This window comes from Janthinobacterium pasteuri, assembly GCF_051380775.1.
GTDB lineage: Bacteria > Pseudomonadota > Gammaproteobacteria > Burkholderiales > Burkholderiaceae_D > Janthinobacterium.
In genome coordinates this window covers 90,215-112,189 of record NZ_JBNYXS010000005.1, presented here as the reverse complement: position 1 = coordinate 112,189, position 21,975 = coordinate 90,215, and the positions used below count along the sequence as shown (strand labels likewise).

Sequence of the window (21,975 nt, the reverse complement as noted above, 5' to 3'; positions counted from 1 at the left end):
ACTCACAGGCATGGCGGCAGTTGCGGCCGGCCTGCAACGCTACTGCTTGAATCCAAGCGAGAAACTGAAAGGTACCACCATCGCGCAGGGATGGCCCGCGCATCGGCCCGGCGAATATTTGGCGAGCATGAAGGCAGACGCCGCCAGCTTGCCAGCCTCGCTGTCGGGACTTTCCAGCACGACGACACTCTGTGGCACGCCATTTTCGTTGACACTGACATTGGCGCGCAATACACCGGTGATGCCCGCATACGAAATCATATGGCGCATGGCGCGCGACACGAAAAACAAGCCCTTTTCCGGATAGGCCGGCACATCATCATCCTGCAACAAGGGGTAGCGGCGTTTGACGAGCATTTGCTGCTCCCGTGTCAATTCGGCATACGATTTTTCCGGCGGTACGGCATGGCCGCTACTGACAACCGGCGGAATATTCGAGCCGATATATCCGTCTTTCTGCTTGATGTCATACAGCCTCGGTGTCGCAGAAGCCTCCGGCTGCTGCGTCAGCTGAAAGCTGCCATTGAAGCGTGCCTTCAGCACTTGTCCGTTCGGGTAGAGTATTTCGCCGTCCCCCAGAGGATTCCCTTCGTGCCATGCGCCCCGATAGACGCCGCCCAACGCAAATGTCATGCTGCCGCTGCCTTCCGGACCATTCTGCCAGCCGCCCTCATAGCGGTCGCCATTTCGCGCTATCACCGTCACTGGACCGGCTGGCGCATCGCGCTCGAACGTGGCGGTCATCTTTGCCTTGTCCGCAAAGACGATCAGGACAGGACCTTCCAGCATGCCACTCCGATAGTTGCCTTTATGCAGGCTGCCATCCGCCCATTGCGCGATGCCTTCGCCCTCCGGCCGCCCCTCGCTCAACACACCTTCATAGCGTTCCGTCGCCTTGCCGTCCTTGCTCCACTGCAAGGCACCGGGTCCGCTGGCATAGCCGTCCTTGCAGGTGCCACTCCAGTACACCGCTTGCCCGGCAACCCGCGCATGCTCGGCAACGCGGCAATCCGCCTTGCCAGCGTAATTGATCTCAGCGGCGCCGGCACTGGACGCACACAGCAAGACAATCAGGAAAAATAGCCTTTTCATTTCATCCTTGGAATGTTTTTGATTGCCATAGGCTAACATGCCAGATTTGATGGAAAATACGCGCTTTCTCACGCAGCGCACTGCAGCTGCTGCCGCACGCTATAGCGCAGGCAGCCTCACCAGGACCTCAAGTTCCTCCCAGCTTCCGTGCAGACCCAAGCCGGCCAGGAACGAGTCGACATCGAGCATGCTGTCGGCCGTGATCCGCATCTCCGGATGCTCCCATAGTGCATCGCACTCCGAGCAGACGATCACCTGCTGCCCCGTTTTGCGGATGGTTGCGTGCAGCAGGTCGCCATATTCCCCGCAAGTCGGACACTGCATGCCAGTCTCCATGGCTACAGCTTCTGCTGCAGGAATTCGAGGAAACAGCTGATGCGCTGCGCCAGCTGCGTATTGCGGTAATACACGGCGTGGATCTGCTGGCGGTAGCCAGTATAGAACGGCTGCAACACCTTGACCAGGCGGCCGGCCGCGATGTCGTCCTTCGTCATGAAGTCGGACAGGCAGACGATGCCCTGGTCTTGCAGCGCCAGCTGGCGCAGCGTTTCGCCGCTGGAAGCGGCCAGCGCGGGCACGATCTGCAGGCTGTTGCCTGCTTCGTGGCGCAGCGGCCAGTGATTGCCCAGTTCATATTGCGCAAAGCCCAGCAGCGCATGGCCGGACAGCGCTTCCGGCGTGGCCGGGGTGCCGTGGCGCGCCAGGTAGGCGGGCGTGGCCAGCACGTGCAGGGGACTGGCACTGAGCGGGCGCGCATGCAGGGTCGAGTCGACCAGGGCGCCGATGCGGATGGCGATATCGGTGCGGTGTTCGAGCAGGTCGGCGATCTGGTCGTTGCTGGTCAGCTCCAGGCGGATGTCCGGGTACATGGCGCGAAACTCGGCCACGTGGGGCACCACGCAATGCAGCATGAAGGGCGAGGCAGCATCCACGGACAAACGCCCGGCCGGCTTCTGACGGCGGATGCGGATCGATTCCTCCACGTCTTCCATCGAGGCGAGGATGGCGCGCGACTTGTCCAGGAACAGCTGCCCTTCTTCCGTCAGCTCCATGCGCCGCGTGGTGCGCGTCAGCAACGACGTGGCCAGCTTGTCTTCCAGGCGCGACAGGGCGCGGCTGACGCCCGAGGTGGTTTGTCCCAGGTGCACGGCAGCCGCGCTCAGGGTGCCGCTGTCGATGACGGTGACGAAGATTTTCAGATCGTCCGAATTGATATCCATTGTTGCCTTATTATTGCCGCATTGTTGCGCGATTTTCACATATCGCAGCATTATAATGGAATCATGGCAACAGTGATGGCAGCAGACTACGTCAGGCAACGTAGAACAAAATGGCGATAAAATGACAGCTACTGCCGGCCAGCACGAACAGGTGCCAGATGCCGTGGCCGTGGCGCAGCTTGTGGTCGGTGGCATAAAAGACGATGCCGCCCGTATAGCACAAGCCGCCCGCCACCAGCCACAGGAAGCCGTTCCACTCGAGCGCCGCCAGCAGCGGTTTGATGCCGATGACGACCAGCCAGCCCATGGCCACGTAAATTACCAGCGACAGGATGCGCGCGCCTTTCGCGTACACATATTCCTGCACGATGCCAAGCAAGGCCAGGCCCCAGACGACGCCGAACAGCGACCAGCCCCACGGCCCGCGCAGGGTCACCAGCATGAAGGGCGTGTAGGTTCCCGCGATGAGCAGGTAGATGGCGCAATGGTCGAGCCGCTGCAGCACGGCCTTGGCCTTGCCGCGCACGCTGTGATACAGGGTGGATGTGAGGTACAGGGTCAGCAGCATGGTCGCATACACGCTGCAGCTGACGATTTTCCAGGGGTCGCCCGTGCGGGCCGCCGCGACGATCAGGATGACGCCACCGATGGCCGCCAGTGCGGCGCCCACCGTATGGGAAATGCTGTTGAACCGTTCTCCGTGGTACATGGCTAAGCCCTGCGCATGGAGACGCAGCAAAACTCCGGGGTCAGACCTTCAAGGTCTGACCCCGGTTCCTGCTTTGGGGTTTCAATCAAGCTGCTTCCGCCTTCTTGCGCGCAGGACGGCGTGCCGGCGTCTTGCGCGGCGCCTTGGCCGGCTTGTCTTCCGCCACGACAGCCACTTCCACCGGTGCCGCTTCAACGACAGGCGCCGCTTCCAGCACGGCGTCAAGCGCCTTCTTGGCCGGCTTTTTCGATGCTGCCGCCTTGCGGGCCGGCGTGCGCGGCTTGGCCTTCGGTTTCGCTTCGGCGACGGTTTCCACGACCACCTCGGCGACTGGCTCGATTACTTGCTTGATTACTTGCTCGACTACCGGCTCGGGCGTTGCTGCCACCTCGACGGCCTCGGCGCGCGCTTCACGGGCGCCATCGCCATTCTTGCGGCCACCACGGCCATTGCGGCGCGAACCGCGCTTGGCGTTGCCCTCTTCGGCCACCTCGTGCACGACCTCCTGCTGCGGCGCCGGCGCATACGGCTCGATGACGGCGACGGCAGATTCGGCCTCGGCCACCGGCACGAAGGCCTGTGGCGCTTCGCCGCGGCGTTGTTCGTTCTGCTTGCGGCCGCCACGGCCATTGCGGCGCGAATCGCGGCGGCTGCCGCCTTCGCGGCTGTTGCCCTCTTCCGCCGTCGCGCCGGTCTCGCCACTGGCGATTGTCTCGCTGGCTGCATCCGCGTTCACGGCAGCCGGCACGACCACCAGGCCGCTGCTGCGATAAACATAGGCGCCCGATTTTTCATCGCGGCCAAATTCCAGCAAGCCGCGCGTCTGCGCCTCTTCCAGCAGGTTGCCGAAGGTGCGGAAACCGTAATACGATTCGCTAAAGTCCGGCTTGCGGCGCTTGATCGCTTCTTTCAGCATCGAGGCCCAGATCTTGCCGCTGTCGCCGCGCTCGGAAACCAGCGCGTCGAAGGTTTCGACGGCCATTTCGATCGCTTCCGTCTTGCGCGACTCGTATTTTTCCTTGCGGCGCAGTTCTTCATCGGGCGAGCGCTTGGCGGCCGCAGCCGGGCTTTCGCGCGCGTCGCGCTTGGCGGCCGTGCGGCGGCTCTCGCGCACCAGGTCGTCGTAGAAAATGAATTCGTCGCAGTTCGCCACCAGCAGATCGGAGGTCGACTGCTTGACGCCCACGCCGATCACCTGCTTGGCGTTTTCGCGCAGCTTCGACACCAGCGGCGAAAAATCGGAATCGCCGCTGATGATGACGAAGGTATTCACGTGGGCCTTGGTGTAGCACAGGTCCAGCGCATCGACCACCAGGCGGATATCGGCCGAATTCTTGCCGGACTGACGCACGTGGGGAATTTCGATCAGCTCGAAGTTCGCCTCATGCATGGTGCCCTTGAAACTTTTATAACGGTCCCAATCGCAATATGCCTTCTTGACAACAATACTGCCCTTGAGCAGCAAGCGTTCGAGGATGGGCTTGATGTCGAATTTTTCGTAATTTGCATCTCGCACGCCGAGCGCGACGTTCTCGAAGTCGCAAAACACGGCCATGCTGAGGTTTTCTGGGGATGACGCCATAAGGGTGAATTCTCGCTGATGATAAGGGCGGACGGGAAGCGCAACGCCTCCCTTTTCGCCTAGTATATTCGCCCATCCCCCGTTTCGGCGACAACTATCGTGCGCGGTGCGCCTAATGCGCCCCCCGGCGGTACTCGCGCTGGCGCTGGCGCCTGGCCAAACAACGCTTTCATCGACCGAATACAGCTGGCACGGCATGCTGCTGCGCCGCTGGCCGACACAAGTTGAGCAGCACACCGCCGGAGCATAAAACGATGTAGGCAGGAAATGGCGGACTCTGCGGAAGACTACCGTGCCGCTCCAGGCAGTGAAATGCCACAGCAGAATATGAACATCACGTCATACACCTCTTTTTCCGGCAAACACCGCCGGGAAAAATTGTTGCCTTGCACCAACCATTTTCCCGCTGGCAGGAGTAAACTAGACGCATTCTGAAGGAGCTGCCATGTCCATATCCGCCCTCACCACCGGCACCTCGGGGCTGACCGCCAACCAGCGCGCGCTGGATGTGGCCGCCAACAATATCGCCAATGCGAATACGCCGGGCTTCCAGCCGCAATCGGCCAACTTCCAGGAAGCCAGTCCGGCCGGCACGGGCGTCACCCTCTCCGTCGAAGGGCGCAAGCTGGCCGCCAGTGAAAGCGTCAGCGGCGCCAATGCGAATGCGGCCAAGGCGGCTGAAAGCCGGCCGAACGGCGTTGGCCTGGCGTCCGAACTGACGGACAACCTGGTCTACAAGGTCGGCTTCAACCTGTCGGCGAATGTCGTCAAGGCAGCCGACCAGGCCCTGGGTAGCCTGATCGACGTCAAAACCTGAGCCCTGTGACTATCTACATCAGAGCCAGCGCCAGCGGCGCCATGGCAGGCGCAATCAGCGCCAGCAGCCGTTCGGCCGGAATGCCGTCGCGCGCCTGCACCGACAAGCCATGCAGCAGCGCCGCATAATAATCGCCCAGCGCCTGCACATCCGCTTCCTTTTTTAATTCTCCCGCCAGCTGCGCCGCGCGCAAGCGCTCGATGACGGCTTGCGTGCGCGCGCGGCGGTGCTGCGCCAGCCAGTCGGCGATGCCGGCGTTTTCCGCACTCGTATTCGTGGCTGCCGTCACTACCATGCAGCCTTGTGGCTGGCCGCTGCGCGTGTACAGCAGCACGGCTTCTTCCAGCATGCGCGCCACCGCGTCGCGCACATTCAGGCTGGCGGCCAGCGCATGCACGGCAAACGCGCCCTCGCCCGACTCGTATAGCTCCACGGCTTCGCGGAACAGCTGCTCTTTCGACCCAAACGCCGCATAGATGCGCGCCGAGGCGATGCCCAGCGCCGCCACCAGGTCGGCCATCGACACACCCTCGTAGCCGCGCGTCCAGAATGCGTCGCGCGCTTTTGCCAGCGCCAGCGCGCGGTCAAATTCCCTCGGTCTTCCTGCCATTTTGATCCTCTGCTTGCAAACTGGCGGCCAGTATAACGCCTGGCACGCAACCTGCCTTTGCGATCTATTTTGCAGTTGCAGCTTGACCGCGCAAAAAATTTCACCTATTCTTTGTCGATCGACAAACAATAGGAGCCGATATGAAAACCATCCAAGGACCCAGCCTGCACCTGGCACAATTCGCCGCCGATACGGCGCCCTTCAACACCCTTCCCGCCATCGCCGAGTGGGCGGCCGGCATGGGCTTCAAGGCCTTGCAGATTCCCGCCTGGGATGCGCGCCTGTTCGACCTGGCGCAAGCCGCGCACAGCCAGCAATACTGCGACGAACTGGTCGCCATGCTGGCCGGCCATGGCCTGGTCATGAGCGAACTGACAACGCACATCTTCGGCCAGCTGGTCGCCGTGCATCCGGCCTACGACGCTCTATGCGACAGCTTCGCGCCGGAACACCTGCATGGCCAGCCGGCAGCACGCACGGCATGGGCCATCGAGCAGGTCAAGCTGGCGGCCATGGCCTCGAAGCGCCTCGGCCTGACGGAAATGGGCACGTTTTCCGGCTCGTTCGCCTGGCCATATCTGTTCCCGTTCCCGCAGCGCCCGCCCGGCCTGATCGAAACGGCCTTCGACGAACTGGCGCGCCGCTGGCTGCCCATCCTCGACGTGTGCGAGGAACAGGGCGTCAACCTGTGCTACGAAATCCACCCCAGCGAAGACCTGCATGACGGCATCAGCTTCGAGATGTTTTATGAACGCGTGGGCCGCCATCCGCGCTGCAAGATGCTGTTCGACCCCAGCCACTTCGTGCTGCAGCAGCTGAACTATCTGGAATTCATCGATATCTACAAGGACCACATCCGCATGTTCCATGTGAAGGATGCGGAGTTCAATCCGACGGGACGGCAAGGCATCTACGGCGGCTACCAGTCGTGGGAAAACCGCGCCGGACGTTTCCGTTCGCTGGGCGATGGCCAGGTCGATTTCAAGGCGATCTTCTCGAAGATGGCACAGAACGACTACGCGGGCTGGGCCACGCTGGAATGGGAATGCTGCCTGAAGGACCAGGAAGTGGGTGCGCGCGAAGGCGTGGCTTTCGTCAATGCGCACATCATTCCCGTGACGGGCAAGATCTTCGACGACTTTGCCGGCGCCCCCGTCAGCGCGCAACAGATCAATACCCTGCTCGGCATCGAGCACAACTAATCAAGGAAACCCTATGAACGACTTCATTCACGACTACGTCCGCATCGATGGCCAGCGCCTGCATTGCGTGATTGCGGGCACCGGCAAACCCGTGCTCCTGATCCCCGGCTGGCCGCAGACCTGGTATGCGTGGCGCCACGTGATGGCAGCCTTGGCAGCCAATGGCTACCAGGCGATCGCCATCGACCCGCCAGGCAGCGGCCACTCCAGCCGCCCGGCCGATGGCTACGATACGGGCAGCGTAGCGACCACGCTGCACCGGGCCATGCTGGCCCTGGGTCACGCGCAGTACGATGTGGTGGGCCACGACATCGGCATGTGGGTCGGCTATGCGCTGGCCAGCGATTTCCCGCAGGCCGTGACGAAACTGGCGCTGACGGAAGCTGTCATTCCCGGCCTGGCACCGGCGCCGCCCATCTTCGTGGCGCCGTCCGACAACATCTTCCTGTGGCACTTCATGTTCAACCAGGTGCTCGATTTGCCGGAAATGCTCACGGCGGGCAAGGAGCGCGAATACATCCGCTTCATTTTCGACCGCTGGTCGTACCGCCGCGACAAGGTGGCCGTCGACGTGTATGCCGACGCCTACGCCACGCCGGGCGCCCTGCGCGCGGGCTTCGCCTACTACCGCGCCATTCCCGAAACCATCCGGCAAAACCTGGCGCGGGCAAAACACAGCCTGCCGATGCCCGTGCTGGCCATCGGCGCCGACCACGCGACGAATGACGCGCCCCTGCTGACCATGCAGGGCAAGGCGGATCATTTACAAGGCGCCATCGTCGCCGAATGCGGGCACTTCATCATGGAAGAACAGCCGGAAGCGTTCATCGCCCACCTGCTGCCCTTCCTGGCGGGAGAGCCGGCATGAGCCTGGACCCGCAAGTAGCGGCCTTCCTGGCACAGGCAAACGATGCGCCGCAGCCTGCCTCGCTGGCCGACCTGCGCGCCGCCACGGAAACGGGGCTGCGCCAGTTGCACGGGCCATTGGAAGACGTCGCCTCGATCAGGGAATACGTGCTGCCGGGCGCACATGCGCTGACCGTGCGCGCCTACGTGCCGGCTGGCGCGGAGACGGGCAAGCCTCTGCCCGCCATCGTCTTCGCGCATGGCGGCGGCTGGTGCCTGTGTTCGCTGGACCTGTACGACAATCCGTGCCGCGCGCTGGCCAACGCCACCGGCTGCGTGATTTTTTCCGTCGACTACCGGCTGGCGCCCGAGCACAAGTTCCCCGTGCCGCTGGACGATTTTTATCGGGCGCTGTGCTGGGTCGCCCAGCATGCGGCGGCGCTGGGCATCGACGTGAAGCGCCTGGCCGTGGGCGGCGACAGCGCGGGCGGCAACCTGGCCGCGGCGGCGGCACTGATGGCGCGCGACCAGGCCGGCCCCGCGCTGGCGCACCAGCTGCTGCTGTACCCGGCGCTCGATTTTGCCTTCGACACGCCGTCCTACCAGCGCTATGCGGAGGGCCATTCGCTGACGCGCGAAGCCATGCGTTTTTGCTGGTCGGCGTACCTGAACGCGCCGGCCGACGGCACGCATCCCTACGCAGCGCCCCTGCGGGCCGCATCGCTGAAGGACTTGCCGCCGGCGACCGTGCTGGTGTGCGAGTTCGATCCGCTGCATGACGAGGGGATGACGTATGCACAGCGCCTGCGCGACGACGGCGTGGCAGCAGCATGCGTACGGCTCGACGGCATGATCCATGCGTCCATGCACATGCTGGGCTTGACGCCAGCTGCGCGGCGATTGTTTGACGTGGCGGGCCAAGCCATGCGAACAGCGCTAGGAAAGTAAGCAATCCGCCGCCGGGGATACGTCCACGGCGGCCATCATCCAACAGCGCAATATACAGACGTCTATGTCAATGCTCGGACCACAAGAGTCCAAGCCCATGCGCAGGTCAATTTTGCCGACTATTTTCATGCAGCGCAGCATTTCGCTGTGCGAACGAATGTTTCACAAAACGGTTGACATGCTCGATTCGGCTAGGCAAACTGATTTTCAGGGAGCCAGAAAATGAAAGCAAATATGACAAATATTCAGGCCGCAGCAGATCCGGAACTCATCGTCTTCAGCGATGACGAGGAAGGCAAGGATCGTCAGTTCGTCAACGCTCTGGCGCGCGGACTGGAAGTGCTGCGCTGCTTCCGCCCCGGCGAAGTCTACCTGTCGAACGCGGACATGGCCAAGCGCACGGGCATCCCGAAACCCACGATTTCGCGCCTCACCTACACCCTCACCAAACTGGGCTACCTGAATTACTCGGACAATTTGGGCCAGTATCAGCTGGGCGCCGGCGTACTGGCCCTTGGCTACCGCATGCTGTCGAACCTCGACGTGCGCAAGATGGCGCGCCCGCTGATGGAAGAACTGGCCGAACATGCGCAGGCCTCCGTATCGCTGGGTACGCGCGACCGTCTCAGCATGGTGTACGTGGAAACCTGCCGCAGCAGCGCCAACGTCACCCTGCGCCTCGATGTCGGCTCGCGCATTCCCTTGATGACGACGGCCATGGGCAAGGCCCTGCTGTGCATCCTGCCGCAGGCCGAACGCGACTACCTGATGGACCATGCGCGCGTGCACGAGACGGAGCGCTGGCCGCGCATCAAGGCCGGCATCGAACAAGGCTTCAAGGATTACCAGGACCGGGGCTTTTGCATCTCGGCCGGCGAGTGGCAGAACGACGTGCATGCGGTGGGCGTGCCCATGCTGGGTGCCGATGGCGAGCAGGTGATGGCCTTCAATTGCGGCGGCCCCGCCTTCCTGCTATCGCGTGAAAAACTCGAAGGTGACCTGGGACCACGCCTGGTCGCCCTGGTCAAGACAGTGGAAAAAAACCTGGGCCGCGGTTAGACTGCGCGCCCCCTCTCAACGACAGCTCAAATCAAAGCGCCGAGGACCCCGATGATACGCGACGAAGAAACCCTGAACATCCTGCTCGACAGCATCGCCCGTTTCGTGCGCGAAGTGCTGGTGCCGAACGAGGCGCTGGTGGCCGAAACGGATACGATACCGCCCGCCATCGTGGCGCAGATGCGCGAACTGGGCCTGTTCGGCCTGTCCATCCCGGAAGCCTACGGCGGCCTGGAACTGAGCATGGAAGAGGAAGTCAGGGTCGCGTTTGAAATTGCCCGCACTTCGCCCGCCTTCCGCTCGCTGATCGGCACGAACAACGGCATCGGCTCGCAAGGCATTGTCATCGACGGCACGGAAGCGCAGAAACAGCACTATTTGCCGAAACTGGCGGCCGGCGAGATCATCGGTTCGTTCGCCCTGACGGAAGCCGGTTCCGGGTCCGATGCGGCATCGCTGCGCACGAGCGCCGTGCGCGACGGCGACTTCTATATCCTCAACGGCAGCAAGCGCTATATCACCAACGCGCCCGAAGCGAGCATTTTTACCGTCATGGCCCGCACGGACCCCGTCAAGCGGGGCGCCTCGGCCATCTCCGCCTTCATCGTGGAAAGGGACACGCCGGGCCTCTCGCTGGGCAAAATCGACAAGAAGATGGGCCAGCAAGGCGCGCATACCTGCGACGTGATCTTTGAAAACTGCCGCGTGCCAGCCGCGAACATCATCGGCGGCAAGGAAGGCGTGGGTTTCAAGACAGCCATGAAGGTGCTCGACAAGGGCCGTTTGCACATCGCCGCCGTCTGCGTGGGCGCGGCCGAGCGGATGCTGGCCGACGCGCTGGCGTATGCGATGGAGCGCCAGCAATTTGGCCAACCGATCGCCGAATTTCAGCTGATCCAGGCCATGCTGGCCGACAGCAAGGCCGAGATTTACGCAGCCCGCAGCATGGTGCTCGACGCCGCGCGTCGGCGCGATAACAAGGAAGACATCTCGACGGAGGCGTCGTGCTGCAAGCTGTTCGCCTCCGAAATGTGCGGCCGCGTGGCCGACCGCTCCGTGCAGATCCACGGCGGCGCCGGCTACATCAGCGAATACGCGGCCGAGCGCTTCTACCGCGACGTGCGCCTGTTCCGCATCTACGAAGGCACGACGCAGATCCAGCAGATCGTCATCGCCCGCAACATGATCAAGGCAGCACAAAAGTGAAGGAGGCCGCGATGGACATTCCCGCCCTGCTAGCCCACTTGCCGGCGCGCCTGTCGGCCATCCCCATCTATTGGGCGACGCGCGCGCCCGACGCGCCGGCGCTGAATGAAGGTGGCCGCAGCTGGACCTACGCCCAGCTGCAGCACAGCGTGGAGAGCGCCGCGCAACTGCTGCGCCAGCTGGATGTGCGCGCCGGCGACCGCCTGATGGTGGTGGGCGAGAACGGCGCGCTGCAGGTGGCGCTGATCTTCGCGGCCGCCAGCATCGACGCCTGGATCGTCAACGTCAATGCGCGCCTGTCGGCGCGCGAGATCGACACCATCGCGGCGCACTGTTCCGCGCGGCGGGTGCTGTTCCTGGCCACCGCCTCGCCGGAAGCGGCGGCGCATGCGGCACGTCTGGGCGCGGCCAGCGCCACGGTCGACGGCATGGGCGAGCTGCTGGCGGGCAGCTTGAACGAAGCCAGCGTCGCGGAAGCCTGCGTGCCCGGCAACGAACAGGTGGCCGCGCTGATCTACACGACGGGCACCACGGGACAATCGAAGGGCGTGATGCTGACGCACCGCAATCTGCTGTTCATTGCCGCCGTCTCCAGCACCTTGCGGGGCTTGACGCGCAGCGACCGCGCCTACGGCGTGCTGCCCATTTCGCACGTGTATGGTCTGGCCTCGGTTGCCCTGGGCACCCTGTATGCGGGTGCCGCGCTGTACCTGGTGCCGCGCTTTTCCGTCGATGGCCTGCTGACCGCGCTGAAGGACGACGAACTGACCATCGTACAGGGCGTGCCCGCCATGTACGCCAAGCTGCTGCAAACCCTGGGCGGCGCCGATACGCCGCTGCCCACGCGGCTGCGCTTTGCGTATGCGGGCGGCTCGCCGCTGGCGCCGTCGCTCAAGCGCGACGTGGAAAAGCTGCTGGGCACCGCGCTGCACAACGGCTACGGCATGACGGAGAGCGCGCCCACCATCAGCCAGACGCGGCTCGATGCGCCGCGCCATGACAGTTCCGTCGGCACGCCGATCCCCGGCGTCGAAGTGCGCGTGGTAAACGTCGCCGGCGCGGACGTGGTGCCGGGCGAGGCGGGCGAACTGTGGATACGCGGGCCAAACGTCATGGCCGGCTACTACCGCGAGCCGGACATGACGGCAGCCACCATGCGCGACGGTGGCTGGCTCAACACGGGCGACATGGCGCGCCGGGAACCGGACGGCGCGCTGTTCATCGTGGGCCGCACCAAGGAGCTGATCATCCGCTCCGGCTTCAACGTGTATCCGCTGGAAGTGGAAACGGCGCTGAACGCCCATGCTTCCGTGGTGCAGTCGGCCGTGGTGGGACGCACGCTGGACGATGGCAACGAGGACGTCATCGCCTATGTGGAACTGGACCCGCGCCAGCCTGTCAGCGTGGCACAATTACAGGCCTGGCTGGCGCAAACGCTGTCGCCATACAAATGCCCGTCCGCCATCATCGTCATGGAAGCGCTGCCGGCGGCCGCCACGGGCAAGATTTTAAAGGGGCAGCTGCGGCAAATGGCGCAGAATGCCCGATAAGTTAACCATAATGTATCAGACACCACAATAAAACCACGCCACATCACCGGAGGAGACACGATGAAACGCACATACACACGCATCGCCATGGCAGCGCTGGTTGCCAGCGCCTGGATGGCGCAGGCCAGCGCCGACGAATTCCTGGTCGGCGCGGAAATTCCCCTGACGGGCAACCTGGCCAGGGTCGGCGCCGGCATGCAGGAAGGAATCATGGTGGCAGCCGAGGTATTCAACAAGACCAACGGCAAGCACACCATCAAGATCGTCACCGTCGACGACGAATCGGCGCCGGCCAAAGCCATCGCCGCCGTGGAAAAACTGGCCAGCCAGGGTGTGGTGGCCATCACGGGCGGCTATGGCTCGAACAATATCTCGCCTGCCTCGGACACGGCGAACAAACTGGGCCTGGTCTACATCACTTCGGGCGGCGTGGACGACAGCCTGGTGGCCAGCGGACGCAAGAATTTTTTCCGCATCAATAACACGGCCGGCTACGAAAAAGCCATGCTGGGACTGCTGCAGGATGTGGGCGCCAAGTCCGTCTCCATCGTGTACTCGACCAAGGACGCTACCACGGGCCTGGCGAAAGACGTGGAAAAGGCCCTGAGCGCCAGGGGCGTCAAGGTGACGACGCATTCGTTCGACCCGGCCATTACCGACTTCAAGCCCATCATTAACAAGATCAAGCTGCAGGACAAATCCGAAGTCGTGGCCATGGTCGGCTACGAAAATGATTACGTGGGCATCATCCGCGCCGCCCGCGTGCTCAAACCAAAAATCAAGGCCATGGTGGGCGTGTGGTCGCTGGCCACGCCGAAAATGGCGGCCGACTTCCCCGACCTGATGCCGAATGTCTTCGGCACGGCCCTGCTGCCCTTCCCCACCGAATTCAAGACAGCCGACGGCAAGGCCTTCAGCGACGCCTACAAGCAGCTGTACAAGAAAGAGCCGGACTACCTGGGCCAGTTCGGCTACGTGCAATCGATGCTGCTGTTCGAAGCGATTGCGCGCGCGGCCGACAAGGGCACGCTCAAGAAAGGCGGCGTGGCCGAGGAAATGCGCAAGACGGACCGGGAAACCCTGATCGGCCGGGTGCAGTTCGCCGCCAATGGCGACAACCAGAACTTCGTACACCGCATGGCGCAGCACCAGGACAAGAAAGTGGTGATCGTCTGGCCGAAGGAACACGCGACGGGCAAGCTGGCCTATCCAGCCCTGCCCTGGTAACAGCAACCTCCCCTGCGCACACGCGCGCGCCCGCCAGGGCGCGCACCGATGAACGGCAGTTCTGGCCCACGCCAGGGCTGTCTGACGGGATGACGACATGACAGAATTAATCTTGCAAGCCCTGTATTCCGGCTTGCTGCAGGGCGGCTCCTACGCCCTGATTGCACTGGGACTGGCGCTGGTCTTCGGCACCATGAAAGTGATCAACCTGGCGCACGGCGAACTGGTGCTGCTGGCCGCCTATATCGCCTACAGTGTGGAGTCAGGCCTGGGACTCGGTCCCATGTTCGCCATTCCCATCGCACTGGTGATCGTCAGCCTCACATCTGTGGGCGTGTACCTGATCGTCAGCCGCATCAAGAAGGACCGCGAAATCAATTCGCTGATCCTCACCTACGGCATCGGCGTCATTCTCACCAATGTCATCCTGCTGGTGTGGAAGGCGGACATCCGCTCGACCTCGTCGAGCTGGCTGCAGGAAGGTTTTGAAATAGGCCCCTTCTTCAGCATGCGCAGCGAAGTGATTTTCTTCGGCGTCAGCCTGGTGCTGATGGCGGTCCTGTGGCGCTGGCTGGCCACCAGCTGGTATGGCCGCGCCGTGCGCGCCGTCTCCAGCAACCGCGATGCGGCCAAGCTGATGGGCATCGACCCGGGCCGCACGGAACTGGTCTCCTTTTTAGTCGCCGGCATCCTGGCCGCCTTCGCCGGTGTCGCCCTGTTCAGCTATGGCGTGATCCAGCCTGCCTACGGTGGTGCGTTGACGGTGAAAGCCTTCATCATCACGGTCCTCGCCGGCATCGGCTCGATCCCCGGCGTGCTGCTCGCCGCCGTGCTGCTGGGCGTGGCCGAAGCGCTGACCGTCACCCTGGCCAGCTCCGCGCTGCAGGAATTGTCCGGCATGGTGCTGTTCCTGCTGGTGCTGTTCATCATGCCGAACGGCCTGTTCGGCGCACAACGGAGGCGCGGATGAAGCGCTCAACACTGATTTCAACGGCCGGTTTGCTGCTGGCCGCGTATATCGCCGTGCCGATGGCCCTCGGCGGTAACCAGTATGTGATGAGCATGGTGGTGGCGGCCCTGATCATCGGCGGCGTGGCCATGTCCTGGGCCCTGCTCGGTAATTTGGGCGGCATGGTCAGCTTCGGCCATGCCGCGTTCTTTGGCGTGGGCGCGTATGTCTCCGCGCTGGCCACAGTGAAACTGGGCTTGCCCGTGTTTGCCGCCATGCTGCTCGGTGGCGCGGGGGCGGCCATCGCCGCCATCATCATGCTGCCCGTGCTGCGGCTGCGCGGGCCGTATTTTGCGCTGGCCATCCTCGCCTACGCCCACATCTTCCGCATCCTGGCCACGGAATGGAGTGCGCTCACGGGCGGCGCCGGCGGCGTGAACAATATCCCCACCTTGCCCAACGTCTTCGGCTTTGATTTGGCCAGCAAGACGGGCGCCTACCTGGTGGTGCTGACCCTGGTGGTGGCGTGCGCCTTCGCCTACAGCCGCATCCGCGCCAGCCACTACGGCATCGCCCTGCGCGCCATGCACGACAGCGAAGACGCCACGCGCGTGGTCGGCGTCAACAGCACCTTGCTGAAAGGCGCGATGCTGCTGGTGTCGGCCTTCATGGCAGGCCTGTTCGGCGCCTTCAACGCCCACTACATCAACTTCCTGGAGCCGGATTACGCTTTCAACAGCCTGTGGGTCACCTTGCCCATCGTGGCGGCCATCTTCGGTGGCTACCGCACGATACTCGGTCCCGTGCTGGGCGCCGTGGTGGTCTACCTGGTCGACCAGCTGATCTTCAAGTCGCTGATCCCCACAGGCCACCAGCTGGTGCTGGGCGTGCTGCTGGTGGCGATGATTGTCTTCAGTCCCAACGGCTTGCTGCCGCTGCTGCAAAAATGGCTGAAAAAAGCGCTGGTCAAGGAAAAAGCGAAGGAGAACGCACATGCTTGAACTCGAGAATGTCTCGGTGCGCTTCGGCGGCCTGACGGCCGTCGATTCCGTCACCCTGAACGTGGACAGCCACGACGTGATCGGCCTGGTGGGCGCAAACGGCGCCGGCAAGACCACGCTGTTCAATGCGATTTCCGGCCTGGTGCGCCCCACCAGTGGCGGCATCCGCTTCGAGGGGCGCGACATCATGGCCACGCCCATGTACCAGCGCGCCCGCCTGGGATTGGGGCGTACCTTCCAGATTCCGCAACCCATGCATGAATTAACGGTGCGCGAAAACCTCATCGTGGCGCAGCGCTTCGGCACCGGCAAGGTGGACATGCGCAAGATCGATGAAATCCTCGATTTTACGAGCCTTCTTGACAAGGCCGGGCGCGATGCAGCCAGCGAACTGGCGCTGACGGAACTCAAAGCGCTGGAAGTGGCCAAGGCGCTGGCCACCAATCCGAAGCTGCTGCTGCTCGATGAAGTGCTGGCCGGTCTGGAAACGAACGGCAAGCGCCGCTTCATGGGCATGCTGAAGGATTTGCATGCCGCCTTTGGCGTGGGCATCGTCATGATCGAGCACGATATCGAAACCATCAGCAATCTGTGCCAGCGCGTGGCCGTGCTCAATTTTGGCCAGCTGATCGCCGACGGCACGCCGGACGCCGTTTTCCGCGATCCGGCCGTCATCGAAAGCTACACTGGAGTAGCCCATGCTTGAGATAAGTAAACTGCGCGCGGGCTATGGCGCCATCAATGTGCTGTGGGATGTGTCGCTGTCCATCCAGAAAGGCAAGCTGACCACCATCATCGGCCCGAACGGAGCTGGCAAGACCACCCTGCTGCGCGCCATAATGGGCTTGCTGCCCGTGGGTGCGGGCAGCATCGCGCTCGATGGCGTGGGCATCAATGGCACGCCGACCTGGAAGATGAGCGACGCCAGGGTCACCATGATCCCCGAAGGCCGCATGACGTTTCGCGACATGAGCGTGGAAGAAAACCTGATCATGGGCGCCTTCCCGAAAGAACATCGCAGCCACATGCCGGCGCGCCTGGCCGAAGCCTACGCCATGTTCCCGCGCCTGCACGAGCGCCGCAAGCAGCTGGCCGGGTCATTATCGGGTGGCGAGGCGCAGATGCTGGCCATGGCGCGGGGCTTGATGTCCGACCCGTCGCTGCTGATCATCGACGAGCCTTCGCTGGGCCTGGCGCCACTGGTGGTCAACGAGCTGTTCGAGATCCTCGCGCGCCTGAACGACGGCCGGCGCACCATCATCCTGGTCGAGCAAAACACGGCGCGCGCCGTGGGCGTGGCCGATCATGTCTACCTGATGCAGAGCGGTAAAGTGGCGCTGTCGCAGGCCGCTTCCGAGGTCGATCTAGAGCATCTGCACGAACTCTATTTTGCGCGCTGAGTGATATCGGCTGCATGCAGCTGGCATCACTCCTCGTCGTCCTCGTCCTCGTCGTCGGCCAGCTTGTCAAACACCCGCAGCTCACTCTTGCCGAGTCCGGCCATCACGAAGGGATCGTCGACAGGAAAGCGGCCAGTATCGACCAGCATGCGCAACTTGCTCAAGCGGTCGCCCAGCGCCAGCGCTTGCGCCTGCGGATCGGCATCGGCATCGGCATCAACGCCGGCATGCTCGATCGCATTGGTCACGGACGCGGGAAACTCCCATAATTCGGCGATTCGTACCGACAAGATACGCGCTTGCGCAAACACCTGGGCAATGAAGGCGTCCGATTGCGGGAAGGCATCGGGTGCATGCATCTGGTCGATCAGGCGGAAAGCCACCACCAGGCCGACATTGGCCATCAGTCCCGCCAGATAGGCGTCGAAGGGGTTGGCCTGCATGGCCGGCGCGAGCAGGTTGGCCGCCAGTGCACATTTCTCGGACTGGCGCCAGATCAGGGGCGCCGTGCGTATGGTCAGCCCGCCGCTTTGCATGCTGACGATGGGACGGAAGGCGACGCGGGCGAGCAGCATGCGCATACCGTTTTGCCCGAGCAGCATGATCGCGCCTTCCATATTGTTGATCGACGGGCTGGCGTTGTAGCGCGAATGGTAGCGGGGCCGGTTCGCTTCGCGGTAGACCTCGGCGACCAGCAAGACGTCCTGGGCCAGTTGGCGCGACAGCTCGGCCGCGCTCATGTTTTCATTTTGCAAGGTACGCATCAATTGCGGAATGATGGCCGGAATGCGCGGCACCAGCGCGGCGCCAGCGACCGGTTCACGGGCCAGGCGCGCCAATTCGTCCAGAATCTGCTGTTCGGCCTGCGCGGAAGCCTGCGCCGAACCGGCGGCCGCCAGCCAGCGGTAATAGATGGCATCGATTTCGGTGATGGTGGCTGGCTGCCGTGTCATCTCGGGCGCCGCCGCTGCCGTGACGGGCGCAGCTTTGTTTTTTTCGTCGCCGCCGTTCAGTAATTTTCCTATCCAACCCATTTTGCTATCCAAGCCTTATATGCATGACTATCGCGACATCCGCTGCGCGATTTTACTTGATGACAGCAGCGCTGGTGCAGCTGGCGTGATCGCTTTGTCCACCTGCCGCAACATGCTACAGTGGCGCTCTCGCAGGTCCCCCTGCCTTGCAAGGTACATCATGAACAGTCTGCTGGCTCGTTACGTCACCGGCCAGGCGTACAACAACGCCTGGGCCAACCACCGCTTGCTGAAGGCTTGCGGGCAACTGACCCAGGCCGAGTTCCAGGCCACGCGCATCAGCTTTTTCCCCACCATCGGTTTCACCCTGAATCACATCCTCACATGCGACTGGTTTTATCTCGACGCGCTAGAACGCGACCTGCGCGGCGAAGCGCCGCATCCAGATTGCTATGTCTTTTTTGAACAGGACGAACCGTACACCGATTGCGCGGCCCTGCACGCGGCGCAGCGCGCATCGGACCTGCGCCTGATCGCCCATTGCCGCAGCCTGTGCGATGCGGACCTGGCGCGGCCCGTGACGATCCTGCGCGACACGCCGCAAGTCGACACGCGCCAGCGCATGCTGGCGCATTTGTTCCAGCACCAGATCCACCACCGGGGACAAGTGCACGCCATGCTGGCCGGCACACGCATCGAAGCGCCCCAGCTGGACGAGTTCTATTGCGCCGGCGAAGCGGGCGAACGGGCACAGGATTTGCTGGAACTGGGCTGGACGGAAGACGACATCTGGGGGCCCCGCTGAATCATTCCTCGGCGTGGCAGCAGACGCACAGCTTGTTGCCATCGAGGTAGCGGAAGTAGGCGCCATAGTTACGGGCGTGATAATGGGGGCCCAAGCCGGGCGGCCCTTCGCACAAGGCGCCCAGCGTCAGCACGAACAGGGCGCGCAGCGCATCCTTCGCCATTCAGCCCGCCCAGGGTTGGGCCGGATCATGAAATTTCTCGAACAGATCGAGTTCTCCCATCAGGGCCGTGTCGAAAGCGTAGGCGCGGGGAAAGTCGTTGGTGCCAATGCAAATATGGGGCAGCATGCTGCTCCGTCATAAATTCAGGCATGTGCGGCGAAATGCGCCAGCTGATTATAATGGCGCATCGCTTTCCGACACGATCCCATGCCAGACCTCGACCGCCTTCAATTGCACCCACCCTCCAGCGCCGACCTTCCCGCCTTGCTTGCCTTCGAACTGGAAAACCGCGCGTATTTTGAATCCTGGGTCACGGCGCGCGCACCCTCCTATTACCACCAGGAAGCCATCGCCGCCGCCATCGGGCAGGCGCAGCGCGAGCGCCAGCAAGACCTCGCTTACCAGTACCTGGCCAAGCTGGACGGACAAATCATCGGCAGGGTCAACCTGACCGCCGTCACGCGCCCCTACTTCAACAAGGCGACGCTCGGTTATCGCATCGGTCAACGGTTCGGCGGACGCGGCTACGCCACGCGCGTGGTCGCCCTGCTGCTGGAAGAAGCGTTCGGCGCACTGGAACTGTGGCGCCTGGAAGCGACGGCGCGACCGCAAAACCTGGGTTCGATCAGCGTCATGCAACGCAATGGCTTTCACCAGTATGGGCGCTCGGAAAAAGCCATGCGCTTCCAGGATGCCTGGTCGGATTTGCTGTACTTTGAACGGCGCAAGGAACACGCTGGCGTCTGACGGAAACCGAGCAATTGCTCTATTGTGCAGGCAGTTCGCCCCTGATGTTATAAAATAGGCAAATATGACACGGCATCAGCCGTACCGCTTGTCAGCATTTCGCGCACGCGGATGTGCATACACCCAGGGGAAAACCATGCGTAATACAGACAAAAAAGCCTATCTGGTCGGCGGCGGCATCGGCTCGCTGGCCGCGGCCGCTTTCATGATACGCGACGGCGGCATGCAAGGCAGCAACATCACCATCTTCGAAGCATCACCCGTGACCGGGGGCAGCCTCGATGGCGGCGGCAATGCCGAGGATGGATACACCTTGCGCGGCGGGCGCATGCTGACCACCGATAATTACGAGTGCACCTGGGACTTGTTCAAGAGCATCCCCTCGCTCGAACATGCGGGCCAGAGCGTCTACGATGAAACCATCGCCTTCAACGCACAGCACATTCCCCACTCGCGCGCGCGCCTGGTCGACCGCAACCGCTTCAAGGTCGATGTCAGCAGCATGGGCTTTTCCATGCAGGACAGGCTGGAACTGCTGAAGCTGACGGAAGCGGACGAAGACACGCTGGGCAGCAGCGCCATCACGGACTGGCTCTCGCCCGCATTCTTCGACACCAAGTTCTGGTGCATGTGGGCCACCACGTTTGCCTTCCAGCCCTGGCATAGCGCCGTCGAATTCAAGCGCTATCTGCACCGTTTCATGATGGAGTTTTCGCGCATCTAAACCCTGGCCGGTGTCAAGCGCACCGTCTACAACCAGTACGACTCCCTGGTGCGCCCGCTGGTCGCGTGGCTGCAGGAGCAAGGCGTGAACATCATCATGGATTGCACAGTGACCGATATCGAGGTGCAAGAATCCAGCGGCCGCCTGACTGCCACCTCCATTGCCTGCCAGCGACACGGCCTGGCCGACGTGATCCCCGTCGCGGCCGACGACCTGGTGTTTTTCCAGAATGCCTCGATGACGGATGCATCCAGCTATGGCAGCCTGCACAGCGCGCCGGCCAAGCGCACGAAAAACGACAGCCAGGGCTGGCGCCTGTGGGAAAAGCTGGCCGAGGGCCGCCCGGAACTGGGCCGTCCAGCCGCCTTCAACAGCAGCATCGCCGAATCGTACTGGGCCTCGTACACGGTCACCCTGAAAGATAGCGCCTTCTTTGACAGAATGGAGCAATTCACGGGCAACAGCGCGGGCACGGGCGGCCTCGTCACCTTCAAGGATAGCAACTGGTTCATGTCTGTCGTGCTGGCACACCAGCCCCATTTCGCCGGCCAGCCCGAGGGCGTGCAAGTATTCTGGGGCTATGCGCTGCACCCCGACCGCATCGGCAACTTCGTCGCCAAGCCCATGTCCGAATGCAGCGGCGCGGACATCCTGCGCGAGCTGTGCGGCCACCTGAACTTCGACCTCGACATCATGGCCACGGCCAATTGCATTCCCTGCCGCATGCCCTACATCACCAGCATGTTCATGCCCCGCGCGAAGAGCGACCGTCCCCTGCCCGTACCGGCCAACTCCGTCAACCTGGCCTTCGTCAGCCAGTTCGTGGAGCTCGCCGACGATGTCGTCTTCACCGTGGAATACTCGGTGCGCGCGGCGCAGACGGCCGTGTACCAATTGCTCGGCGTGCAACGCGAAGTGCCGGCCATCCAGGCGCACGACAAGTCGCTCAAGGTCAAGCTCGATGCCGTCATCAAGGCCTTCAAATAGCCGCGTTGCTGACGCTTGCACGCAACAAAGGCCGCGCCATCGGCCGCGCATGCGCCTGATTTAAGACTGGCTTCAGCCTCGCCGTGCATCGTGGATAGGGCGCCACCAGCCATGGCGCCTTCCTCACACTCATGGGCACGGCCCAGCGAAAGAGCCA

23 protein-coding genes and 1 pseudogene are annotated in these 21,975 nt (G+C 63.0%); 15 read left to right on the top strand and 9 right to left on the bottom strand.

Annotated elements, in window-relative coordinates; genetic code table 11:
- Positions 1–39: 39 nt before the first annotated feature.
- The 5 genes from ACQ4WN_RS07610 to ACQ4WN_RS07590 all read right to left on the bottom strand — a co-directional run bounded on the left by ACQ4WN_RS07610 (position 40) and on the right by ACQ4WN_RS07590 (position 4,603).
- Complete coding sequence (locus tag ACQ4WN_RS07610; protein ID WP_436550980.1) at positions 40–1,164, bottom strand: hypothetical protein; 1,125 nt, start codon at positions 1,162–1,164, stop codon at positions 40–42.
- Between the two features lie 27 nt (positions 1,165–1,191).
- Entirely contained in the window at positions 1,192–1,428 is a 237-nt protein-coding gene (locus ACQ4WN_RS07605) for a hypothetical protein (protein WP_436550979.1), read from the bottom strand.
- A gap of 2 nt (positions 1,429–1,430) precedes the next feature.
- The gene (locus tag ACQ4WN_RS07600; RefSeq protein WP_436550978.1) at positions 1,431–2,312 is read right to left on the bottom strand and encodes a LysR substrate-binding domain-containing protein; all 882 of its coding nucleotides are present in this window, start codon (positions 2,310–2,312) and stop codon (positions 1,431–1,433) included.
- 91 nt (positions 2,313–2,403) lie between these two features.
- Positions 2,404–3,021 carry a PAQR family membrane homeostasis protein TrhA gene (trhA, locus tag ACQ4WN_RS07595; protein WP_436550977.1) on the bottom strand — a complete coding sequence of 206 codons (618 nt, stop codon included), beginning with the start codon at positions 3,019–3,021 and terminating at the stop codon, positions 2,404–2,406.
- Positions 3,022–3,106: 85 nt separating this feature from the next.
- Complete coding sequence (locus ACQ4WN_RS07590; protein ID WP_436550976.1) at positions 3,107–4,603, bottom strand: NYN domain-containing protein; 1,497 nt, start codon at positions 4,601–4,603, stop codon at positions 3,107–3,109.
- Between the two features lie 445 nt (positions 4,604–5,048).
- On the opposite strand from ACQ4WN_RS07590, the gene ACQ4WN_RS07585 reads away from it, so the two are divergent.
- Positions 5,049–5,420: a flagellar basal body protein gene (locus ACQ4WN_RS07585; RefSeq protein WP_436550975.1), complete on the top strand. Its 372-nt coding sequence runs from the start codon at positions 5,049–5,051 to the stop codon at positions 5,418–5,420.
- A gap of 13 nt (positions 5,421–5,433) precedes the next feature.
- Here ACQ4WN_RS07585 and ACQ4WN_RS07580 read toward each other — a convergent pair whose 3' ends face one another.
- On the bottom strand, positions 5,434–6,030 hold the full coding sequence (locus ACQ4WN_RS07580; protein ID WP_436550974.1) for a TetR/AcrR family transcriptional regulator: 597 nt from the start codon (positions 6,028–6,030) through the stop codon (positions 5,434–5,436).
- 140 nt (positions 6,031–6,170) lie between these two features.
- On the opposite strand from ACQ4WN_RS07580, the gene ACQ4WN_RS07575 reads away from it, so the two are divergent.
- From ACQ4WN_RS07575 to ACQ4WN_RS07525, 11 genes are all read left to right on the top strand, one after another.
- Complete coding sequence (locus ACQ4WN_RS07575) at positions 6,171–7,232, top strand: sugar phosphate isomerase/epimerase family protein (protein ID WP_436550973.1); 1,062 nt, start codon at positions 6,171–6,173, stop codon at positions 7,230–7,232.
- A 13-nt stretch (positions 7,233–7,245) separates the two neighbouring features.
- On the top strand, positions 7,246–8,100 hold the full coding sequence (locus tag ACQ4WN_RS07570) for an alpha/beta fold hydrolase (protein ID WP_436550972.1): 855 nt from the start codon (positions 7,246–7,248) through the stop codon (positions 8,098–8,100).
- Positions 8,097–9,026, top strand: a complete 930-nt coding sequence (lipP1, locus tag ACQ4WN_RS07565) for a LipP1 family hormone-sensitive lipase (protein ID WP_436550971.1) — start codon at positions 8,097–8,099, stop codon at positions 9,024–9,026. Before ACQ4WN_RS07570 ends, lipP1 begins: the two co-directional genes overlap by 4 nt.
- Before the next feature lie 234 nt (positions 9,027–9,260).
- Positions 9,261–10,085: an IclR family transcriptional regulator gene (locus tag ACQ4WN_RS07560; RefSeq protein WP_436550970.1), complete on the top strand. Its 825-nt coding sequence runs from the start codon at positions 9,261–9,263 to the stop codon at positions 10,083–10,085.
- 51 nt (positions 10,086–10,136) lie between these two features.
- A complete protein-coding gene (locus ACQ4WN_RS07555; RefSeq protein WP_426073093.1) occupies positions 10,137–11,291 on the top strand; it encodes an acyl-CoA dehydrogenase family protein in 1,155 nt (384 codons plus the stop codon).
- An 11-nt stretch (positions 11,292–11,302) separates the two neighbouring features.
- Positions 11,303–12,841: a class I adenylate-forming enzyme family protein gene (locus ACQ4WN_RS07550; RefSeq protein ID WP_436550969.1), complete on the top strand. Its 1,539-nt coding sequence runs from the start codon at positions 11,303–11,305 to the stop codon at positions 12,839–12,841.
- A gap of 60 nt (positions 12,842–12,901) precedes the next feature.
- Positions 12,902–14,068, top strand: a complete 1,167-nt coding sequence (locus ACQ4WN_RS07545) for an ABC transporter substrate-binding protein (RefSeq protein ID WP_436550968.1) — start codon at positions 12,902–12,904, stop codon at positions 14,066–14,068.
- A gap of 97 nt (positions 14,069–14,165) precedes the next feature.
- Positions 14,166–15,038 (top strand): branched-chain amino acid ABC transporter permease, encoded by an 873-nt coding sequence (locus ACQ4WN_RS07540; protein WP_436550967.1) that lies wholly within the window; start codon positions 14,166–14,168, stop codon positions 15,036–15,038.
- A complete protein-coding gene (locus tag ACQ4WN_RS07535) occupies positions 15,035–16,018 on the top strand; it encodes a branched-chain amino acid ABC transporter permease (RefSeq protein ID WP_436550966.1) in 984 nt (327 codons plus the stop codon). Before ACQ4WN_RS07540 ends, ACQ4WN_RS07535 begins: the two co-directional genes overlap by 4 nt.
- Complete coding sequence (locus ACQ4WN_RS07530) at positions 16,011–16,724, top strand: ABC transporter ATP-binding protein (RefSeq protein ID WP_436550965.1); 714 nt, start codon at positions 16,011–16,013, stop codon at positions 16,722–16,724. Before ACQ4WN_RS07535 ends, ACQ4WN_RS07530 begins: the two co-directional genes overlap by 8 nt.
- Positions 16,717–17,418, top strand: coding sequence for an ABC transporter ATP-binding protein (locus ACQ4WN_RS07525; protein WP_436550964.1), 702 nt, complete (start codon positions 16,717–16,719; stop codon positions 17,416–17,418). The genes ACQ4WN_RS07530 and ACQ4WN_RS07525 overlap by 8 nt, the downstream gene beginning before the upstream one ends.
- Positions 17,419–17,444: 26 nt before the next feature.
- Here ACQ4WN_RS07525 and ACQ4WN_RS07520 read toward each other — a convergent pair whose 3' ends face one another.
- Positions 17,445–18,452: an HDOD domain-containing protein gene (locus ACQ4WN_RS07520; protein ID WP_436550963.1), complete on the bottom strand. Its 1,008-nt coding sequence runs from the start codon at positions 18,450–18,452 to the stop codon at positions 17,445–17,447.
- Between the two features lie 160 nt (positions 18,453–18,612).
- Here ACQ4WN_RS07520 and ACQ4WN_RS07515 point away from each other — a divergent pair, with 160 nt between their 5' ends.
- The gene (locus ACQ4WN_RS07515) at positions 18,613–19,197 is read left to right on the top strand and encodes a DinB family protein (protein ID WP_436550962.1); all 585 of its coding nucleotides are present in this window, start codon (positions 18,613–18,615) and stop codon (positions 19,195–19,197) included.
- Between the two features lies 1 nt (position 19,198).
- On the opposite strand, the gene ACQ4WN_RS07510 is transcribed toward ACQ4WN_RS07515, so the two are convergent.
- Positions 19,199–19,360 carry a VOC family protein gene (locus ACQ4WN_RS07510; RefSeq protein ID WP_436550961.1) on the bottom strand — a complete coding sequence of 54 codons (162 nt, stop codon included), beginning with the start codon at positions 19,358–19,360 and terminating at the stop codon, positions 19,199–19,201.
- Entirely contained in the window at positions 19,361–19,486 is a 126-nt protein-coding gene (locus ACQ4WN_RS07505) for a hypothetical protein (protein ID WP_436550960.1), read from the bottom strand.
- 81 nt (positions 19,487–19,567) lie between these two features.
- On the opposite strand from ACQ4WN_RS07505, the gene ACQ4WN_RS07500 reads away from it, so the two are divergent.
- Both ACQ4WN_RS07500 and ACQ4WN_RS07495 read left to right on the top strand, forming a co-directional pair.
- Positions 19,568–20,107 (top strand): GNAT family N-acetyltransferase, encoded by a 540-nt coding sequence (locus ACQ4WN_RS07500; RefSeq protein WP_436550959.1) that lies wholly within the window; start codon positions 19,568–19,570, stop codon positions 20,105–20,107.
- 64 nt (positions 20,108–20,171) lie between these two features.
- Positions 20,172–21,818: pseudogene (locus ACQ4WN_RS07495) on the top strand (oleate hydratase).
- Positions 21,819–21,975: the final 157 nt, after the last annotated feature.

Coding starts and splice junctions, on each gene's coding strand:
- ACQ4WN_RS07605 (WP_436550979.1), bottom strand. CDS start 1,428: ATGGAGACTGGCATGCAGTGTCCGACTTGCGGGGAATATGGCGACCTG.
- ACQ4WN_RS07600 (WP_436550978.1), bottom strand. CDS start 2,312: ATGGATATCAATTCGGACGATCTGAAAATCTTCGTCACCGTCATCGAC.
- trhA (WP_436550977.1), bottom strand. CDS start 3,021: ATGTACCACGGAGAACGGTTCAACAGCATTTCCCATACGGTGGGCGCC.
- ACQ4WN_RS07590 (WP_436550976.1), bottom strand. CDS start 4,603: ATGGCGTCATCCCCAGAAAACCTCAGCATGGCCGTGTTTTGCGACTTC.
- ACQ4WN_RS07585 (WP_436550975.1), top strand. CDS start 5,049: ATGTCCATATCCGCCCTCACCACCGGCACCTCGGGGCTGACCGCCAAC.
- ACQ4WN_RS07580 (WP_436550974.1), bottom strand. CDS start 6,030: ATGGCAGGAAGACCGAGGGAATTTGACCGCGCGCTGGCGCTGGCAAAA.
- ACQ4WN_RS07575 (WP_436550973.1), top strand. CDS start 6,171: ATGAAAACCATCCAAGGACCCAGCCTGCACCTGGCACAATTCGCCGCC.
- ACQ4WN_RS07570 (WP_436550972.1), top strand. CDS start 7,246: ATGAACGACTTCATTCACGACTACGTCCGCATCGATGGCCAGCGCCTG.
- lipP1 (WP_436550971.1), top strand. CDS start 8,097: ATGAGCCTGGACCCGCAAGTAGCGGCCTTCCTGGCACAGGCAAACGAT.
- ACQ4WN_RS07560 (WP_436550970.1), top strand. CDS start 9,261: ATGACAAATATTCAGGCCGCAGCAGATCCGGAACTCATCGTCTTCAGC.
- ACQ4WN_RS07555 (WP_426073093.1), top strand. CDS start 10,137: ATGATACGCGACGAAGAAACCCTGAACATCCTGCTCGACAGCATCGCC.
- ACQ4WN_RS07550 (WP_436550969.1), top strand. CDS start 11,303: ATGGACATTCCCGCCCTGCTAGCCCACTTGCCGGCGCGCCTGTCGGCC.
- ACQ4WN_RS07545 (WP_436550968.1), top strand. CDS start 12,902: ATGAAACGCACATACACACGCATCGCCATGGCAGCGCTGGTTGCCAGC.
- ACQ4WN_RS07540 (WP_436550967.1), top strand. CDS start 14,166: ATGACAGAATTAATCTTGCAAGCCCTGTATTCCGGCTTGCTGCAGGGC.
- ACQ4WN_RS07535 (WP_436550966.1), top strand. CDS start 15,035: ATGAAGCGCTCAACACTGATTTCAACGGCCGGTTTGCTGCTGGCCGCG.
- ACQ4WN_RS07530 (WP_436550965.1), top strand. CDS start 16,011: ATGCTTGAACTCGAGAATGTCTCGGTGCGCTTCGGCGGCCTGACGGCC.
- ACQ4WN_RS07525 (WP_436550964.1), top strand. CDS start 16,717: ATGCTTGAGATAAGTAAACTGCGCGCGGGCTATGGCGCCATCAATGTG.
- ACQ4WN_RS07520 (WP_436550963.1), bottom strand. CDS start 18,452: ATGGGTTGGATAGGAAAATTACTGAACGGCGGCGACGAAAAAAACAAA.
- ACQ4WN_RS07515 (WP_436550962.1), top strand. CDS start 18,613: ATGAACAGTCTGCTGGCTCGTTACGTCACCGGCCAGGCGTACAACAAC.
- ACQ4WN_RS07510 (WP_436550961.1), bottom strand. CDS start 19,360: ATGGCGAAGGATGCGCTGCGCGCCCTGTTCGTGCTGACGCTGGGCGCC.
- ACQ4WN_RS07505 (WP_436550960.1), bottom strand. CDS start 19,486: ATGCTGCCCCATATTTGCATTGGCACCAACGACTTTCCCCGCGCCTAC.
- ACQ4WN_RS07500 (WP_436550959.1), top strand. CDS start 19,568: ATGCCAGACCTCGACCGCCTTCAATTGCACCCACCCTCCAGCGCCGAC.